Source organism: Nitratidesulfovibrio liaohensis, from assembly GCF_011682075.1.
Taxonomy (GTDB): Bacteria; Desulfobacterota; Desulfovibrionia; order Desulfovibrionales; family Desulfovibrionaceae; genus Cupidesulfovibrio; species Cupidesulfovibrio liaohensis.
Genome location: NZ_VSMK01000342.1, coordinates 1 through 17,275, shown reverse-complemented (window position 1 = coordinate 17,275; position 17,275 = coordinate 1). Strand labels below are relative to the sequence as shown.

16 protein-coding genes are annotated in these 17,275 nt (G+C 64.7%); 1 reads left to right on the top strand and 15 read right to left on the bottom strand.

The annotated features are described in order from the left end of the window. From gatA to FVW27_RS11875, 6 genes are all read right to left on the bottom strand, one after another. The coding region (gene gatA / locus FVW27_RS11900) for an Asp-tRNA(Asn)/Glu-tRNA(Gln) amidotransferase subunit GatA (protein WP_167125416.1) at positions 1 to 1,470 on the bottom strand (1,470 nt) is incomplete at its 3' end. Between the two features lie 491 nt (positions 1,471 to 1,961). After that, a complete protein-coding gene (gene gatC / locus FVW27_RS11895) occupies positions 1,962 to 2,249 on the bottom strand; it encodes an Asp-tRNA(Asn)/Glu-tRNA(Gln) amidotransferase subunit GatC (protein WP_167125414.1) in 288 nt (95 codons plus the stop codon). A gap of 24 nt (positions 2,250 to 2,273) precedes the next feature. Beyond that, positions 2,274 to 4,292 (bottom strand): type 1 periplasmic-binding domain-containing protein, encoded by a 2,019-nt coding sequence (locus tag FVW27_RS11890; protein WP_167125412.1) that lies wholly within the window; start codon positions 4,290 to 4,292, stop codon positions 2,274 to 2,276. A gap of 354 nt (positions 4,293 to 4,646) precedes the next feature. Continuing rightward, a complete protein-coding gene (gene dnaK, locus FVW27_RS11885) occupies positions 4,647 to 6,560 on the bottom strand; it encodes a molecular chaperone DnaK (protein WP_167125410.1) in 1,914 nt (637 codons plus the stop codon). Positions 6,561 to 6,929: 369 nt separating this feature from the next. After that, the gene (locus tag FVW27_RS11880; protein ID WP_167125408.1) at positions 6,930 to 7,628 is read right to left on the bottom strand and encodes a hypothetical protein; all 699 of its coding nucleotides are present in this window, start codon (positions 7,626 to 7,628) and stop codon (positions 6,930 to 6,932) included. Positions 7,629 to 8,059: 431 nt separating this feature from the next. After that, positions 8,060 to 8,407: a DVU0772 family protein gene (locus FVW27_RS11875; RefSeq protein ID WP_167125406.1), complete on the bottom strand. Its 348-nt coding sequence runs from the start codon at positions 8,405 to 8,407 to the stop codon at positions 8,060 to 8,062. A 515-nt stretch (positions 8,408 to 8,922) separates the two neighbouring features. On the opposite strand from FVW27_RS11875, the gene FVW27_RS11870 reads away from it, so the two are divergent. Then, positions 8,923 to 9,159, top strand: coding sequence for a hypothetical protein (locus tag FVW27_RS11870; protein WP_167125404.1), 237 nt, complete (start codon positions 8,923 to 8,925; stop codon positions 9,157 to 9,159). A gap of 423 nt (positions 9,160 to 9,582) precedes the next feature. On the opposite strand, the gene FVW27_RS11865 is transcribed toward FVW27_RS11870, so the two are convergent. The 9 genes from FVW27_RS11865 to rodA all read right to left on the bottom strand — a co-directional run bounded on the left by FVW27_RS11865 (position 9,583) and on the right by rodA (position 17,116). Further along, entirely contained in the window at positions 9,583 to 9,987 is a 405-nt protein-coding gene (locus FVW27_RS11865) for a F0F1 ATP synthase subunit epsilon (RefSeq protein ID WP_167125402.1), read from the bottom strand. A 10-nt stretch (positions 9,988 to 9,997) separates the two neighbouring features. Continuing rightward, positions 9,998 to 11,413, bottom strand: a complete 1,416-nt coding sequence (atpD, locus tag FVW27_RS11860) for a F0F1 ATP synthase subunit beta (protein ID WP_167125400.1) — start codon at positions 11,411 to 11,413, stop codon at positions 9,998 to 10,000. Positions 11,414 to 11,430: 17 nt separating this feature from the next. Continuing rightward, on the bottom strand, positions 11,431 to 12,312 hold the full coding sequence (locus FVW27_RS11855; protein WP_167125398.1) for a F0F1 ATP synthase subunit gamma: 882 nt from the start codon (positions 12,310 to 12,312) through the stop codon (positions 11,431 to 11,433). Between the two features lie 14 nt (positions 12,313 to 12,326). Further along, positions 12,327 to 13,835: a F0F1 ATP synthase subunit alpha gene (gene atpA / locus FVW27_RS11850; RefSeq protein WP_015946451.1), complete on the bottom strand. Its 1,509-nt coding sequence runs from the start codon at positions 13,833 to 13,835 to the stop codon at positions 12,327 to 12,329. A gap of 4 nt (positions 13,836 to 13,839) precedes the next feature. Beyond that, on the bottom strand, positions 13,840 to 14,391 hold the full coding sequence (gene atpH, locus FVW27_RS11845; protein WP_167125396.1) for an ATP synthase F1 subunit delta: 552 nt from the start codon (positions 14,389 to 14,391) through the stop codon (positions 13,840 to 13,842). Beyond that, positions 14,388 to 14,957, bottom strand: coding sequence for a F0F1 ATP synthase subunit B family protein (locus FVW27_RS11840; protein WP_167125394.1), 570 nt, complete (start codon positions 14,955 to 14,957; stop codon positions 14,388 to 14,390). The genes atpH and FVW27_RS11840 overlap by 4 nt, the downstream gene beginning before the upstream one ends. Positions 14,958 to 14,996: 39 nt before the next feature. Next, on the bottom strand, positions 14,997 to 15,413 hold the full coding sequence (locus tag FVW27_RS11835; RefSeq protein ID WP_167125393.1) for an ATP synthase F0 subunit B: 417 nt from the start codon (positions 15,411 to 15,413) through the stop codon (positions 14,997 to 14,999). A 186-nt stretch (positions 15,414 to 15,599) separates the two neighbouring features. Beyond that, on the bottom strand, positions 15,600 to 15,941 hold the full coding sequence (locus FVW27_RS11830; RefSeq protein ID WP_007527050.1) for a bactofilin family protein: 342 nt from the start codon (positions 15,939 to 15,941) through the stop codon (positions 15,600 to 15,602). Positions 15,942 to 16,000: 59 nt separating this feature from the next. Continuing rightward, entirely contained in the window at positions 16,001 to 17,116 is a 1,116-nt protein-coding gene (rodA, locus tag FVW27_RS11825; RefSeq protein ID WP_167125391.1) for a rod shape-determining protein RodA, read from the bottom strand. Positions 17,117 to 17,275: the final 159 nt, after the last annotated feature.

Genomic DNA, 17,275 nt, shown 5'->3' with positions numbered 1-17,275 from the left:
GGGTGCCACCCCCGGCACGCCCAGCGCGCCGGACAGCACGTTGGCCGCCGCCAGCAGGTCGCCCTCGCCAAAGGCCCGGCCCAGCATCTGCAGGCCCACGGGCATGCCGGAACGGCTGCCCATGCCCACGGGAATGCACAGGCCCGGCAGGCCAGCCAGGTTCAGCGACAGGGTGAACACGTCCATCATGTACATCTTCAGCGGATCGCTGGTCAGTTCGCCAAGGCCCCACGCCGTCACCGGCGATGCCGGGCCGCACAGCACGTCGCACTGGGCAAGGGCCTTCTCGTAGTCCTCGCGGATCAGGCGGCGCACCTGCGCGGCCTTGCGGTAGTATGCGTCGTAGTAGCCGGACGACAGCACGTAGGTACCCAGCATGATGCGCCGCTGCACTTCGTCGCCGAACCCTTCGGCGCGCGAGCGCACGTACAGGTCGGCCAGGTCGCGCGGGCTTTCCGCCCGGCGGCCATAGCGCACCCCGTCGAAGCGGGCCAGGTTGGAGCTCGCTTCCGCCGGGGCGATGATGTAGTACGCCGCGATGCTGTAGGGGGTATGCGGCAGTTCCACGTCCACGATGGTGGCGCCGAGGCCCCTGGCCGTGTCCAGCGCGGCCTCGCAGGCGGCGGACACCTCGAGGTCGATGCCCTCGCCCCGGAATTCGCGCGGCACGCCGATGCGCACCCCGGACAGGTCCTTGCGGGCGGCAAGCGCGCCCATGTAGTCGTCCACGGGCAGGTTGGCACTGGTGGCGTCGCGCGGGTCGTGCCCGGCGATGACCGACAGCAGCAGGGCCGCGTCCTCCACGGTGCGGGTCAGCGGACCGATCTGGTCCAGCGACGAACCGTAGGCCACCAGCCCGAAGCGCGACACGCGCCCGTAGGTCGGCTTCAGCCCCACGCAGCCGCACAGGGAGGCGGGCTGACGGATGGAGCCGCCGGTGTCTGTACCCAAGGATCCGAAGCACTGCCCGGCGGCGACGCTGGCGGCGGAACCGCCGCTGGAACCGCCCGGCACGCGCGCCACGTTCCACGGGTTGCGGGTGGGGCCGAAGGCGGAATTTTCGGTGGACGAGCCCATGGCGAACTCGTCCATGTTGGTCTTGCCCAGGATCACCGCACCGGCCTCGCGCAGCCGGGCCACGGCAAAGGCGTCGTAGTGCGGGGTGAAGTCGCCCAGAATGCGCGAGCCGCAGGTAGTACGGGTGCCCGCCGTGGTCAGGGCGTCCTTGACCGTCAGCGGCACGCCCCACAAGGGCCTTGCCGGGTCCGGACCGGCACCGTCCAGCGCGCGGGCTTCTGCCAGGGCTCCCTCAGCCCGAGTTGTGAGCAGCGCGGCAATGGCGGGTTCGGTGGCCGTGATGCGGTCAAGACACGCTGTGGCGACCTGCTCCGCCGTCAGTTCGCGCCGGGCCAGCCGGTCGCGCACTTCGGCCAGCGACAGGGAAACGATTGCGGTGGACGTATCGGACATCTCACTATCCTTGGCTGTGCATGCCGCCGCCTGCGCGGAGGCTTGTCTGTGAACTTTCCGGAAAATATCCGCACGAGAGCAGGGTAAGGAATCGGGGCGCCGCCCCGAACCCCGCCGGGGGAACTTGTTCCCCCGGTCCCCCTGCATTGCCTGCCACCGGGCCTGACAGGCATCGGCAACCGCGCCACGCACTTCCGCGCGTCAGGCGGGCACTCCATCTTCCTGCCTTTCCCCACCGAGCCAGCACTACCAACGCGACGCCGGTTCAGGAAGGAGGCGCTTTTTCTTTCCCTGCACGCCTTCGCGCGTCAGGTACGTCGCCGCTCGGTCTTCCTGCCTTTCCCCCGTCGCGCCTTCGCGCGTCAGGTGCGGGAAGTCCGTGTCGTGGCAAGGAAGGCAATCTTTCCGGGGCGCAGGAAAACTCTTTCCGTATTTCAAGCCCCGGAAAGGAAGCCTGACGCCGCCACGGCGCGGAATCCCCGCACCGGAAATTACACTATCCGGGGAACAATGAAGAATTCCTGGTCGGCCTCCGGCGCATTCCGCAGCACATCCTCGCGCGTGCAGCGCGGGGCGGCTTCGTCGGGGCGCAGGGCCGTGGCATGCTGCACGGGGCTGTACAGCGGCTCGACGCCGGTGGTGTCGAGGCCGTTCAGCATCTCCATGTAGCCCAGGATGTCGCCGAACTGCCGGGCAAAGGTTGCAAGCTGCGCCTCGTCCGGGGCCAGCCGGGCCAGCCGCGCGATGGCGGCCACCTGATCGGTGCTGATGGTGGTCATGATCGGTCCTGTATGGCGTGCGGATTATTGCGGAGTTGCGGTGGCCGCGGCCTTGGCGCGGGCCTCGTGGCGCTCGCGGGTGCGTTCCAGCTTCTGGCGGAACTCGGTGGGCTCCACGGGCTTGAAGCCGTCGGACGTGGGCGAGAACAGGAACAGGTCCTGCGAGGCGTGGCCGTCGGCGCTCCAGTGCAGGGCGCCCATGGCCCACTGCATGCGCTGGGCGTCGGCCAGGCGGCGGTTGACATCCGCCGGGGTCCAGCCCTTTTCCGGCAGGCCGATATTCGAGGCAAAGCGCACGAAGTCGTAGCCAAGGCCCACCCAGAAGTCGGGGGCATCGGGGTTGCCCGCCTCGCGCAGGGTGCGCGCCAGTGCATCCCCGGCGGGCGTGGCCTGCGCCCCGTTCCAGGCGCCGGGAAACACGGCCAACCCGAAGTTGCGCACGTCCACGCTCTTCTGCCCGGCCAGCCCCTGCTCCCACAGGGTGGTGCCCAGCAGCACCTGCCGGTCCTCGCCGTGGAAGAACAGGTTGGGCACCAGCATCTCGGTGTTCTTCCAGCTGTCGGGCAGGAAGGTGGCTTCAAAGGTGGCCCCCGGCACCGGGTAGCTGTTGATGGTGCGCACCTTCACGAAGCTGCCCGCGATGCGGTTCCATTCCTGATGCTTGCCCGTGGGGTAGGACATGGTGGAAGCCACGCTGGCGCCGCGCGCGCGGGCCCGCTCGGCAAAGAGCGAGGCCATCTTGCCGCCAAAGGCATCGTCGGGGTGCAGCACACCATAGCTGGTCACGCCAAGGGCATCCTGGGTGAAGCCCAGCAGTGCGTTGACCTGGTCGTCGGGGCTGGTGAAAAAACGCCACGCCACGCGGCCTTCTTCGCCGCCGTCAAGCTGCGGCAGAAAGGTGAAGAAGGCGCGCTGGCCAATCAGGCCGCGTTCCTTGGCGGCGCCGAAGCTGTTGGTGCGCAGCGGCCCGCCCACCACCACGCACTGGGGCGGCAGGGCGGCCAGCTTGTCCAGCCAGTCGGGCGATTCGGTGTTCAGCACCACCACCTCGACCTCAACGCCGGTGCGCGAAAGTTCCCACTGGGCGGCGCCCGCCCCGCGCGAGATCTTCCACCCGATGTTGCCGAAGGCGCCGGTCATGGGCAGGGCCAGGGCCACGGTGCGCGAGGCGCGCATGCCGCTCTGCTCCAGCGGCGTCAGCACGGTGCCGAGCAGGTTGGGGTCGTTGAAATTGCCGCTGCGCTGCAACCGGGTAAGGGTTTCCAGCGCGCGCAGCGAACCGGCGTTGGCAGCGGCCATGCGCCGGGCCGACTCCAGTTCGATGATGTTGTAGGGGTAGCGGCCTTCGTTTTCCGGGGTCACGGTGGCGGCAAGCTGCTCCACCGTGGCGTTGTCGGAACGCTTCAGTTCGTCGAACAGGCGGTTTTCCAACGCGGCCCGGAAGGACTGGCTTCCGGCGGCGGCCCCGGCCTGCGTACCCGCCTGGGCCCACAGGTTGGACAGGGTCTGGAGGGAACCGGAAATGTCGCCCCCCTCCCACTGCCGGGTGGCCACGATAAGCCCGGCCTGCGCGCGCAGGCCCCACGGGCGCGCGGCGTCGCCGAACACCGCCGTGGCGCGCTGGCGGCTTTCGGTCTTGGAAATGCGGGACATGGCGCGGTACCAGGTGTCCTGCCAGTCCTGCCCGGCATCCGCTGCCGGGTCCAGCCTGCGCCATCCTTCCAGGCCGTCCAGGGCCAGATTGGGATGGGCATTGGCCTCGGCGGCCATGCTGTAGCCGCGCCAGGCGCCCAGGCGTTCCTCGGGCGTGATGTCGGTACGCGCGGTCATCATGCCGAAGATGCGTTCCGCCGTAGCCGCGTCGCCGCGCTTCAGGGCCTCGTTGCCTTCGTCCAGCGCCGAGCGCCGCACCGGCTGCTGCACCTGCGGGGTGACGGGTTCCTGCGGAATGATGATGGACCGCTTGCCGCCGCACCCGGCGGCGGAAAGCACCATGAGCGCGAGAAGGGCAAGGACCGTGGCGCGCGAAAGAACGTGCTGCATCGTGGGTACCGTGGTGTGCACCATCGTGTGCACCGTGGGGTGGACCGTTGCTTGCCGGATGTACCTGCACGGGCTGCCGCGCGGCGTGGCCTGCGGCCTGGCGTGCGGTTTGCCACGCGGAAAACGCGCCGAAGACGAGGACCGGCGCAGGGGCGAAACCCGGGCCGCGAAACGGGGGGCACTGCACCGGCAGGCCCAGCGGCGAATCGCGTCAGGCTATACATTGTGGCCCCGGAATGCAAGCAGGGCGCGCCTTGCGTCCCGACCGACATCCCGAAAGACCTGGTCGGGCGCGGGCGCGCCCCGGAGCATTCCATCCCTGCCCGCGCGCGGGGCGCGGGCAGGGGCGGCTGGTTACTTCTTCACTTCGGTGTAGTCGGCGTCCACCACGTCGTCGTCGCCCTTGGCGGAACCGGCGTTGCCCGCGTCATGCCCCGCTTCGGGACCGGCGCCGGGCTGGCCCTGCTGGCTCTGCTGGTACAGCTGTTCGGCCAGCTTGTGCGAGGCGCGCGACAGTTCTTCGGACGCGGTCTTGATGGCCGCAACGTCGCTGCCGTCCATGACCTTCTTCAGGGCCTCGATCTTGCCCTCGATGTCGGTCTTGGTGGCGGCGTCCAGCTTGTCGCCAAGGTCGGCGATGGACTTTTCGGTGCCGTAGATCAGCCCGTCGGCCTGGTTGCGGGCCTCGATCAGTTCCTGCTTCTTCTTGTCCTCGTCGGCGTGCGACTCCGCTTCCTTGATCAGGCGCTGGATTTCGCTTTCCGACAGGCCGGAAGAGGCGGTGATGCGGATGGACTGTTCCTTGCCGGTGCCGAGATCCTTGGCCGACACGTTGACGATGCCGTTGGCGTCGATGTCGAAGGTGACCTCTACCTGCGGGGTGCCGCGCATGGCCGGGGGAATGCCGGTCAGTTCAAATCGGCCCAGGGTCATGTTGTCACCGGCCATGGGGCGTTCGCCCTGCAGCACGTGAATGGACACCGAGGGCTGGTTGTCCGCCGCCGTGGTGAAGGTCTGGCTCTTGCGGGTGGGGATGGTGGTGTTGCGGTCGATGAGCCGGGTGAACACGCCGCCCAGGGTCTCGATGCCCAGCGAAAGCGGGGTCACGTCCAGCAGCAGCACATCCTTCACGTCGCCCGCAAGGATGCCGCCCTGGATGGCGGCGCCCATGGCCACCACTTCGTCGGGGTTCACCGAGCGGTTGGGTTCCTTGCCGAAGAACTCGCCCACCTTCTTCTGCACCAGGGGCATGCGGGTCATGCCGCCCACCAGCACCACCTCGTCGATCTGCGCGGCGGAAAGACCGGCGTCGGCCAGGGCCTTGCGACACGGCTCGATGGTGCGGTCCACCAGGTCTTCCACCAGCTTTTCGAGCTTGGCGCGCGAAAGCTTCATCATCAGGTGCTTGGGACCGTTCTGGTCGGCGGTGATGAAGGGCAGGTTGATTTCCGTTTCCATGGAGGTGGAAAGGTCCTTCTTGGCCTTTTCCGCCGCTTCCTTCAGGCGTTGCAACGCCATGCGGTCCTTGGAGAGGTCGACGCCGTTCTCGCGGCGGAACTCTTCCACAAGGTAGTTGATGATCCGCTGGTCGAAGTCTTCGCCGCCCAGGAAGGTGTCGCCGTTGGTGGCGCGCACTTCCACGACGTTGTCGCCCACTTCAAGGATGGAAATGTCGAACGTGCCGCCGCCAAGGTCGAACACCGCGATCTTCTCGTTGGCCTTCTTGTCGAAGCCGTAGGCCAGCGAGGCGGCGGTGGGTTCGTTGATGATGCGCTTGACTTCGAGGCCAGCGATGCGACCCGCGTCCTTGGTGGCCTGGCGCTGGGCGTCGTTGAAGTAGGCGGGCACGGTGATGACCGCATCGGTCACGGTTTCGCCCAGGTACGCTTCCGCGTCGGCCTTCAGCTTGCCGAGGATCATGGCCGAAACTTCGGCGGCGGAGTACTGGCGGCCCTGCACTTCAACGGCGGCATCGCCATTGGCGCCCGCCACGATGCGGTAGGGGCTGTGGGTCTTCCAGTTGTTCACTTCGGGGGCGTCGCCCTTGCGGCCCATCAGGCGCTTTACGGCGAACACCGTCCGCTCGGGGTTGGTGACGGCCTGGCGCTTGGCGATGTCGCCGACAAGGCGCTCCTTGTCGGTGAAGGCCACGATGGAGGGCGTGGTGCGCCCGCCTTCGGGGTTGGTGATGCACTTGGGATCCTTGCCCTCCATCACGTAGACGCAGGAGTTGGTGGTCCCGAGGTCGATGCCGATGATCTTGCCCATTGTCTTCCTCCTCAAAGGGTACGCGAGCATGTCGCGAAGTGATCTTGCGCTGGCCGCCGTCCCGGTGCGAGCCGTTCCGGCGTTGGCTGGTGTGAATAGTAAGGCGGGGTTGCCGGTCGTAAAGAGGGGGAAGCCATTTTTTCGTGCAAGGATGTGCACCGAGGGGAAAAAATGCGGGATTGCGGGGCGGAAAAAGCGCACGAACCGCGCAGGCGAAAGGCACGGGTCCGCGCACGTCGTCGGGAGGCGGGAGGCGAGAGGACAGGCCATGCCGCAACCGCTACGGTCGGCGCCAGGAAGCGTCGCACGACAGGAAGCGTCCGCCAGAGCAGGGGCACAGGCGCTCCACATGGACTACTGGTCTTCTGGCTACCCCTTCTCGTAACGTTTCAAGCGCTTGAGATCGCCTTCCGTCTTGCGCCGGAGATCGAACATGGCCCTGTAAATGGCCAGCGTGGACATGATTTCAGCGCGACATCTTTTTTCGATGCGGGCGTGCTGCCCGCACTCGTACCATTGCCAGACCTGCTTTCCTGATTCGGGGGACTTCTGCTTCAGATACTTCGCGTACAGTTCCCGCTTGGTCTTCGGATAGGCGAAGTAGGGCCAACCGCCGGTGAATTGGCAGTACGAGATGGCGGAAAGATCCAACTGCCTGCTGCCGTAAAACACATCGTGCAGCCTATGGGGGGTATCGATGCCGAATTGTGCACAGCGGGCAAACAGCGCCGGAATATCGCTATGAGAAATACCAATGCCCCCCAACATGAGGGACCCATGGTCTTCCTTGTCCAGAATGCTCAGCCACTCGCGGCACAACAGGCGATACATCTGGCGCAGGGCTTCCTTTTCTGCGCCGTGCTGCCACTCCCAGATGCCGTGCACCCCTTCCACATGGTTGCGCATTGGAAGATAGGTAAGGAAGGTTCCGCCCAGTATCTTGTGGTCCGGCAATACCGGTGAATACCGCATGCCGCTGGGCGAACTGCGTCCCCTGTCCTGTTCCGGCACATAGAATTCCAGGTCAAGAAATACGATCTTCGTCCTTTCAGGATGAAAACGCAGCACGCAACCTCCGAGGAAGAAACAATATGCGCTTGTTCATGGCGCATGTACCATGCCAACGCGCAGCCTGAACAGCAGATTGGCCGGCCACGCCCAGCCGCTGCCGATACGATACCTGTGGAGCGGCAACCAGAATGCAGCCCCGTGTGCATCTTGTCCATGAGAGGCGCCCGCTGTCATACCGCGACGCGCAGTACCGATTGCGCGCACCAGCGGCACGCGACACGAGTTCTCAACCACGACGGGCGCCCGTCACAACCTCAGCCGCGCAAACACCGACGGCCCCGACACAAAGCCGGGGCCGAAGGGGGATCCTTGCCATCGCTGCCGAGGATGGAGGAAAGAAGATGGGAGATGTCAGGTCAATGCATGGACAACCCAGGAAAACTTGTCAGGCGGGCTGATTGGCGTGCCGCACGCAGGCGGAACACTTTCTACGCCAGGCCCATCTCGTGCCGCAGCCATTCCTTGATTTCGGGGGTGGGCTCGTAGATGCCGCGCAGGTCTCCGAACTCGGCCAGAAAGAGATTGGCCAGCCGTTCGGGCAACGGCGCGCTGTAAATGTCTTCCGCCGCCTCGGAGTTGCGGCGCACCAAGCGCACCACCGGACGCGGCCCCCAGGTGTCCACCACGAAGTAGGTGGAATAGTCGTCCTTGGAACGCACCGGGGGATATTCCGCATGCCAGTTGTTGTTGCCCCACTCCAGGTACATGGTAACGGCGTGCTCGGGGCTGAGATTCCAGTCGATATCCATGTGGCCGAGCGTCTTCAGGTCTTGCATGGGTCACTCCTGCCGTAAGGTTGCGCGTGCCAGGCGGCCTGCATGCCGCCCGTTGCAAGAAACATCACGTGATCCGCTTCCCCGCTGCTGCGGGCTTCCGGTCACCTGAGCGGGCCGGGCTGCCACTCCCGGCCCGCAGGTGAACCGTCGCCAATGTGAAGGAGAGAGGATGGCTGAGGAAGCATCACTCGACTACACAGTAACAATTACCATTAGCGTGTCAACGCTTTTTGCTGAAAAAACTGATGCGCGATGCTGCAAACCGGACGCACGCCGCCCTCGCAAGCGCCCACATGCCGGACACGGTCAACGGCAACGCCCGCGGGACCGGTTTTCGCCAACTTGACGGTTGGTGCCCGGTGTGGCTTTATGGTGTCAGTGGAAAACTTCGGGGCACTCCCCCGCATTTTCCCCGCAACGGACATGGTTCCGCCCGTTGCCGCCCGCCCTGCTGCCAACCGGAGCGCGGGCCTGGCGGCGGGCCCTTCTCGCAACACCGCGACCTGGGAGGATACATGAAACCGGAAGAATTCGCTCACAAATTCATGCAAGCCGCCACCGCCATGGGCTGCACCCTCAGCCCTTCGGGCAACGTTGTCTGCCCCGGCGGCAAGAACATCTCGGCCGGAAAGGCCGCCGCCGTGTACAAGCGCCACGGCGACGCCGCCGCCAAGGTGCCTTCGGCGGAATTCCGCAACGAGCCGCACAGCCTGAAGCTGTTCCGCTCCATTGCCGCCAGGGCCCTGGGGTAGACCCGCCAACAAAAATCGCCCGTTGCGTTACGGCATGTCGCTGTATGCAACGCCGCGTGGCGACACGCAACGGCAGCAACGGCGCTTCAAAGGGCGTCGCATTCAGCCTGCATGCCGGGCCGGCCTTCCGGCCCGGCTTTCATTTGAAAGGCGTGCGACACCATGCCGTTCAAATGCCGGAGGCCGCGCGGCAAAGGGGCGGCGGCAACAGGACGGCGACAATAGGAGTGACTGCAGCGGCGGCGTCATCCACCGTGCGGGTTCCCGCATCAGCGACACCGCCCTTAGCCCCATGGCAGAATACCGCCCGCCACCCTGCGCTGCGGCAAAGCCCATCTGCAACGACAAACGCAAACGGCCCGGAGGTTTCCCTCCGGGCCGTCGCATGTCGTCTTTGACCGGTTTGACCGGGCGTGCGGTGCGCTAGGCCGCGCCGCGTACCCTCATGCGCGCCAAGGCGCGTTGCAGGGCGGCCTGGGCCCGTGCGCTGTCGAGCTTTTCCTTGGCCTGGGCCAGGCGTTGCTCGGCACGTTCCTTGGCCTTGCGGGCGCGTTCGAGATCGATGTCCTCTGCGCGTTCCGCCGATTCGGCCAGCACGGTCACCTTGTTGTCCGAAACCTCGGCAAATCCGCCGGACACGAAGATCCAGTGCGTCTTGCCGCCAGCCTTGTAGTACAGGCTGCCGATGTTCAGCGCGGAAAGGAAGGGAATGTGGTTCGGCAGGATGCCGAATTCGCCCTCGTAGCCGGGGGCGCCCACATAGTCGACCTTCTCGCTGAGCACGAGCCTGTCAGGCGTGACGATTTCGAGATGGAGCGACTTTTCCATGGGTCACTCCTTATTGCTGCTCCTGGCGCTTCTTGTACTTTTCAAGGGCCGTCTCGATGCCGCCCACCATGTAGAAGTCGCCTTCCGCAAGGTGGTCGAAGTCACCGTTCAGGATGCCCCGGAACGCCTTGATGGTGTCTTCCAGCTTCACGTACACGCCGGGCGTGCCGGTGAAGGTTTCGGCCACGTGGAACGGCTGCGACAGGAAGCGCTGGATGCGGCGCGCGCGGGCGACGGTCAGCTTGTCTTCGTCGGACAGTTCGTCCATGCCGAGAATGGCGATGATGTCCTGCAGATCCTTGTACTTCTGCAGAACCTGCTGCACCGCGCGGGCCACCGAGTAGTGCTCGGCGCCGACCACGTTGGGGTCGAGGATGCGCGACGTGGAGTCGAGCGGGTCCACCGCGGGGTAGATGCCGAGTTCCGCGATCTGACGCGAAAGCACCAGCGTACCGTCAAGGTGCGAGAAGGTGGTGGCAGGCGCGGGGTCGGTAAGGTCGTCCGCGGGCACGTACACGGCCTGGACCGAGGTGATCGAGCCCTTGACCGTGGAGGTGATGCGTTCCTGCAGGCCACCAAGGTCGGTGCCCAGGGTGGGCTGGTAACCCACCGCCGAGGGCATGCGGCCGAGGAGCGCCGACACTTCCGAACCCGCCTGGGTGAAGCGGAAGATGTTGTCGACGAACAGCAGCACGTCCTGGTTCTCGATGTCACGGAAGTATTCCGCACAGGCGAGGGCGGTCAGGGCCACGCGGGCACGGGCTCCTGGCGGTTCGTTCATCTGGCCGTAGATGAGCGCGGCCTTCTCCAGAACGCCGGCGTCCTTCATTTCGTGGTACAAGTCGTTCCCTTCACGGGTACGCTCGCCAACACCCGCGAACACGGAGATGCCGCCGTGCTGCTTCGCGATGTTGTTGATCATTTCCATGAGGATAACGGTCTTGCCCACGCCCGCGCCGCCGAACAGGCCCATCTTGCCGCCCTTGGGGAACGGGATGAGCAGGTCAACGACCTTGATGCCGGTTTCGAGCAGTTCCACCTTGGTGTTCTGCTCGGTGAACTCAGGCGCCGGACGGTGAATGGGCAGGTATTTGTCGGTATCGATGGGGCCCATTTCGTCAACGGGACGACCCACCACGTTCATGATGCGACCAAGCGACGCCTTGCCGACAGGCACCATGATGGGCTTGCCGGTGTCCACCGCTTCCATGCCGCGCACGAGACCTTCGGTCGCGTCCATGGCGATGGTGCGGACGACGTTGTCGCCGAGGTGCTGGGCAACTTCGCAGACCAGCTGGGGCGCGTCGCTGTTGTTGGGGTTCTTGATGTCCAACGCGCTCAAGATGTTCGGCAGGTTGCCGCTCGGGAACTCGACGTCCACGACGGCGCCGATGACCTGAACGATCTTGCCAATGTTAGCACTCATGTGTGTACGCTCCCTTATTAGCCTTTCAGCGCCTCGGCGCCACCGACGATGTCCATGAGGTCGCGCGTGATCGAAGCCTGCCGCGTCTTGTTGAAGAGCAGCGTCAGGGAACCGATCATGTCGTCGCAGCTGCGCGTGGCGTTATCCATGGCGGCCATGCGCGCCGCGTGCTCGCTGGCGGAGGTGTCGAGCAGACCGCGATACAGCTGCACCTTGATGAAGCGGGGCAGCAGTTCGGCCAGCAGGCCCTCCACGGCGGGTTCGTAGATATACTCCTTGTTGGAGGCGGGGGCAGCCGGGGCGGCCTCCTCTTCCTTGGGAGCGATGGGCAGGATGGGCAGCGCGATGGGCAACTGCTTGGCCATGCTCACGAACTCGCCGTAGACCATGATCACTTCGTCCAGTTCACGCGTCAGGTAGGCATTGATGACATCCAGCCCGATCCGGTTGGCGAGCTGGAAGTCGAAGCTGCCCATCTGGTCGGCAAGCGCCATGGCGACCTCGTGGTCGGTCTTGCGGGCCGCATCGCGGCCTTTCTTGCCCACGCAGTAGAACTTGACCTTCTTGCCTTCCGCGGCCTTCTTGGCGGCCAGCTTCAGGGCGGTGGTGATGAGGTTGGAGTTGAAGCTGCCGCACAGCCCGCGGTCCGAGGTGGCGAGGACGATCCCACACGTCTTGATTTCCTCGCGCACTTCCAGAAGCGGGTGGACGGAGCTGTCCGCCTTGCTCGCCAGGTCTCCCAGCATGTCATAGAACTTGGACGCGTAAGGGCGGAACCGTTCTATGCGCTGCTGGGCACCGCGCAGCTTCGCCGAGGCCACCATGTTCATGGCCTTGGTGATCTGCTTGGTCTTCTTGACCCCGGCGATCTTGACCTTGACGTCTTTCAAAGAAGGCATCGGTTACCTCCCGCCTAGGCTTGGAAGCCCTTTTTGAACTCGGCAACAGCTGCCTTCAGGCGGTCTTCGATGTCCGCGTCGAGAGCCTTCTTGGTCTTGATGTCGTTCAGGATGTCGGCCTTCGAGTTCTTGAGGAAGTCGAGCATTTCGGCTTCGAACTTGCGAATGGCCAGCACGGGCACATCGTCCATCAGGCCGCGGGTGGCGGCGTACATGGAGGCGACCTGCTGTTCGACGGGCATGGGCTGGTACTGGGGCTGCTTCAGCAGTTCCACCAGGCGCGCGCCGCGGTCAAGCTTCTGCTTGGTGGCCTTGTCAAGGTCGGAACCGAACTGCGCGAAGGCAGCCAGTTCGCGGTACTGGGCAAGGTCCAGACGCATGGTGCCGGCAACCTGCTTCATCGCCTTGATCTGCGCGGCGCCGCCCACTCGGGACACCGACAGACCGACGTTGATGGCGGGGCGGATGCCCGCGTTGAACAGGTTGGGTTCCAGGTACACCTGACCATCGGTGATGGAAATAACGTTGGTCGGGATGTACGCGGACACGTCGCCGGCCTGGGTTTCGATGATCGGCAGGGCGGTCAGCGAACCGGCGCCCAGCGAATCGTTGACCTTGGCCGCGCGTTCCAGCAGGCGCGAGTGCAGGTAGAACACGTCGCCGGGGTAGGCTTCACGCCCCGGAGGACGGCGGAGCAGCAGCGACATCTGGCGGTAGGCCACGGCCTGCTTGGACAGGTCATCGTAGATGATCAGGGCGTGGTCGCCCTTGTCGCGGTAGAACTCGGCCATGGTGCAGCCGGAATACGCCGAGATGAACTGCAGCGGCGCGGGTTCCGACGCGGTGGCGGAGATGATGGTGGTGTATTCCATGGCACCGTGCTTGCGCAGGGTGTCGGCCACCAGGGCAACCGTTGCCTTCTTCTGGCCGATGGCCACGTAGAAGCAGCGGATGCCGGTATCGCGCTGGGCCAGGATGGCGTCGATGCACACGGCGGTCTTGCCGGTCTGGCGGTCGCCGATGATCAGTTCGCGCTGGCCACGACCGATGGGCGTCATGGCGTCGATGGCCTTGATGCCGGTAGGCATGGGCTGGTGCACCGACTTACGGGCGATGATGCCGGGGGCCTTCAGTTCCACGGGGCGGAACTCCTTGGCTTCCAGCGGGCCCAGGCCGTCGATGGGCTGGCCGAGGGGGTTGAGCACGCGGCCCATGACCTCGTCACCCACGGGAACCGAGAAGATCTTGCCGGTACGCTTGACCGGGTCGCCTTCCTTGATGCCGGTGTCTTCACCCAGAAGAGCAACACCCACGTTGTCCTCTTCAAGGTTCAGCACCATGCCCATGAGACCGCCGGGGAACTCGAGCAGTTCCATGGCCATGGCGTTACGGACGCCGTAGACGCGCGCAATACCGTCACCGACCGAAAGGACGGTGCCGGTTTCGCTCATCTCGACCCGCTGCTCATAGCTTTGGATCTGCTCTTCGATGATCTTGCTGATTTCTTCGGCTTTGATCTGCATAGCCCTACTCACCCCTCTTGATGTTGTCTTTGAGGATACCTAACTGCGCGCGCAGACTGGCATCCAGCACCCGGTCGCCGACCTTCAGCACGACGCCGCCAAGGATGTCCTTGTTCACGCTGAAGGTGAGTTCCAGCTTGCGTCCGGCCTGCTGTTCAAGAGCCGCCTTGACCTGTGCGCGCTTTGCTTCCGCAAGTTCAACGGCCGTCATCAGCTCGCCGCGGATGACGCCCTTTTCGGCGTCGAGGAGAACGCCGTAGAAGGCCTGTATGTCGGAAAGGCAGTCCAGGCGCCCCTTGTCCGTCAGCAGCAGACAGAAATTGCGGACGGTGGCGCTGACGCCGTACTTCTCGACCAGTTTGAGGATGACGTTCCGCTTCTCATCGACGGTGATGATGGGATTGCGGAAGATGCGGCCAAGTTCGGGCGCCGCGTCGAGAGCCCCGGCAAGCGCGGCAAGATCGCTGCCGAGCTTATCGAGCTCACCGACGCCCGATTTCGCGCCCAGCGCAAAAAGCGCACGGGCGTATCTGCGAGCTACGATGTTGCCGGTCAATTGAGCACCACCTTCGTTAAGTATTTGTCGATGAGCTTCTCGTGCTCCTCACCAGTGAGCTTTTCCTGAAGCATCTTTTCGGCGGCGGCAATGATCTGGTCGGCCATCTCGGCGCGCATGGTCTCCATGGCCTGCTTGATCTCGTTTTCGGCCGTGCGCGCGGCCTGCTCGGTGATCTGGGAGGCGGTCTTTTCCGCCTTCTCGATGATGGCGGCCTGCATGGCTTCGCCCTGGGCGCGGTATTCGGCGAGAATGGACTGCCGCTCCTGCTCAAGGTTGGCGATGCGGCGCTCGACATCGGCCAGGTTCTTGGCGGCCTCGGCCTTGCGGCTTTCAAGGTCGTTCAGTTCCTGCTCGATGCCCTTCCTGCGACCGGAGAAGAAGCCCACAATCTTCTTGCCCGCGGCCCAGTAGATGATGCCGATGAAGATGACGAAGTTGGCGACACGGAAGGCAAAGTTGCCCCAGTCGGCCTGGTGCTCGCCCCCGCCATCGGAGGCCAGCGCCACGCCGGCGGTGACAAACACCAGTCCGAGCGCCGCTGCACTGTGTTTCAGCCCTTTCAACGCCGATCCCTCCTTGCTGTTGCGCACTGACGTGGAGTCTTAGCCCAGCACCTTGGCGGTAGCCTTGGCGGCCAGCGCGTCGACCTGCCCCTTCAGGGCGTCCATGGCGGTCTTCACCTGCGCGGCCACCTCCTGACGGGACTTTTCGAGGTAATCCTGGGCCTGCCTGCCGGCGTCGGCCAGGATCACCTGCTCCCGGGCCACACCCTCGGCGCGGGCCTTGTCGCGCTCGGCCGTGGCTTCGGCGCGGGCCTTGACAAGGGTGGCCTCGTAATTCTTCAGCTTGGTGTCGGCCTGTCCGGCGAACTGCTCCGATTCGCCGAGAAGACCGGACATCTTGTCACGCCGCTGTCTGATGATATCCCGCACCGGCCGGATGAGGATGGCATTCAGGACAACCAGCGTCACAAGGAAGTTCACCAACTGGAAGAAGAAGGTGATGTTCAGATCGATCATGCCTGCTCCCTTGGTGAGGTTGTGAATTTAAGCTCAAAGTCGGGTAGGATTTAGCTGATTACCACGGGGGTGTCAAAGTCTTTTTTCCTTTCCAAACAGTCTCCTGCAAGCCAACCCGCCGTCATTCCGATACAAATGAAAAAGCCGCCCGAAGGCGGCCGGAAAAGGCATGTGAACGAAGGGGGTTTATTCCGTCTTTTCCGAAGGCTGCATGGTGATGCGTCCCTCGATGACGGCGCCCTCCTCCATGACCAGCACGGGGGTGGAAAGATTGCCGTTCAGGTTGCCGGTGCGATGCAGGATCACCTTGCGCTGGGCCACCACCTCTCCGGTGACGCGGCCCGACAGGATCAGCTGCCCCACGCGCACCTGCCCCTCCACGTTGGCGTCCTTGCCCACGATGAGCGTGCCCTCGGAATGCACCTCGCCCACGAAATTGCCGTCAATGCGCACCGCGCCCTGAAAACTCAGCTGCCCCTGGTATACGGTGCCCGCGCCGAGGAAGGCGTTTATCTCGTCCCTTGCCATGTGTGTCGCCTCCTTTGTGAGCGAAAGTGCAACGCTGTCGCGCTTCGTAGTTTCAGCAATCACGAGGTCTTGAACATGAACCGCCGCATGGAGACATTGAGCACGAGCCCAATCAGGCAGAAATTGACCAGGGTTGCGCTGCCGCCGTAGCTGATGAACGGCAGGGGCACCCCCACCACCGGCATCAGCCCCATGACCATGCCCATGTTGATCAGTATCTGCCAGAAGAAATAGAAGAACACCCCCACCGTCAGGTAGCTGCCGAAGCGGTCCTTGGCATCGCGGGCGGTGTTGAAGATGCTGAGCAGGAACAGGCAGAACAGCACCACCAGCAGCACGCAGCCGATGAAGCCCCACTCCTCGCCGAACACGGCCAGCGCGAAGTCGGTGTGCTTTTCCGGCAGAAAGCGCAGCTGGCTTTGCGTGCCCCCCAGAAAGCCCTTGCCCCACAGCTGGCCCGAGCCGATGGCGATCTGCGACTGGATGATGTGGTACCCGGCGCCCAGCGGATCGTTGCCGGGGTCGAGAAAGGTCATGATGCGCTGCTTCTGGTAGTCGTGCAGGCGAAACCACGCCAGCGGCAGCATGGAGGGTACCACCACCAGGCAGGTCTTCAGCACGCCCGGCTGCACCCCGTGGAACAGGGTTATGCCCCCCAGCAGCATGAGCAGCAGCAGCGTGGTGCCAAGGTCCGGCTGCACGACGATGAACCCGGCGGGCAGGCCGCCCAGCGCCAGCACCTCGAACAGCCCCTTCCAGCCCAGCGGCTCGCGGCTGCGCGACAGAAAGCGCGCCCCCATGATCAGGATGGCGATCTTGGCCACCTCGCTGGGTTGCAGGTTCATGAACCCCAGCGGCAGCCAGCGCCGTGCGCCGTACACCACCTTGCCGAACACGGGGATGGCGGCCAGCAGGATCATGGTGATGATGAACAGCGGCAGGGCCAGGCTTTTCATGTGCCGGTAATCGAACAGCATGAAGAAGACCATGCCGCCAAGCCCCATCAGCCCCCACAGCAACTGTTTCTGGTAGAACGTGGAGACCACGATGCCGTCTTCCATGCGCACGCCGCTGGCCGAGTACAGATTGGCCACCCCGAACAGGAACAGCAGTCCGGTGAAGCCCACCAGGCCCCAGTTCATGTGGGTGATCAAGCGTCGGTCGATGGGGCTCATTGTCCGTCCTCCGGGGCCACGTTCTGGAAGCGCCGCAGCGGCGGCACCACGCCGTCGTCGCTGCCCCGCCCGTCCGGCGTGGCGGCGTCGGGATCGAAGGTGTCGGGGTCGTAGCGGTGCTGGCCCTCGCGCGCGTCCTCGACTTCGGGGGCCTCGACC

Bases quoted from the DNA above. Each gene is read 5' to 3' on its own strand.
- FVW27_RS11855 (WP_167125398.1), bottom strand. From the start codon at position 12,312: ATGCCTTCTTTGAAAGACGTCAAGGTCAAGATCGCCGGGGTCAAGAAG.
- FVW27_RS11865 (WP_167125402.1), bottom strand. From the start codon at position 9,987: ATGGAAAAGTCGCTCCATCTCGAAATCGTCACGCCTGACAGGCTCGTG.
- FVW27_RS11835 (WP_167125393.1), bottom strand. From the start codon at position 15,413: ATGATCGATCTGAACATCACCTTCTTCTTCCAGTTGGTGAACTTCCTT.
- FVW27_RS11890 (WP_167125412.1), bottom strand. From the start codon at position 4,292: ATGCAGCACGTTCTTTCGCGCGCCACGGTCCTTGCCCTTCTCGCGCTC.
- dnaK (WP_167125410.1), bottom strand. From the start codon at position 6,560: ATGGGCAAGATCATCGGCATCGACCTCGGGACCACCAACTCCTGCGTC.
- atpA (WP_015946451.1), bottom strand. From the start codon at position 13,835: ATGCAGATCAAAGCCGAAGAAATCAGCAAGATCATCGAAGAGCAGATC.
- rodA (WP_167125391.1), bottom strand. From the start codon at position 17,116: ATGAGCCCCATCGACCGACGCTTGATCACCCACATGAACTGGGGCCTG.
- gatC (WP_167125414.1), bottom strand. From the start codon at position 2,249: ATGACCACCATCAGCACCGATCAGGTGGCCGCCATCGCGCGGCTGGCC.
- FVW27_RS11870 (WP_167125404.1), top strand. From the start codon at position 8,923: ATGAAACCGGAAGAATTCGCTCACAAATTCATGCAAGCCGCCACCGCC.
- atpD (WP_167125400.1), bottom strand. From the start codon at position 11,413: ATGAGTGCTAACATTGGCAAGATCGTTCAGGTCATCGGCGCCGTCGTG.
- FVW27_RS11830 (WP_007527050.1), bottom strand. From the start codon at position 15,941: ATGGCAAGGGACGAGATAAACGCCTTCCTCGGCGCGGGCACCGTATAC.
- FVW27_RS11875 (WP_167125406.1), bottom strand. From the start codon at position 8,407: ATGCAAGACCTGAAGACGCTCGGCCACATGGATATCGACTGGAATCTC.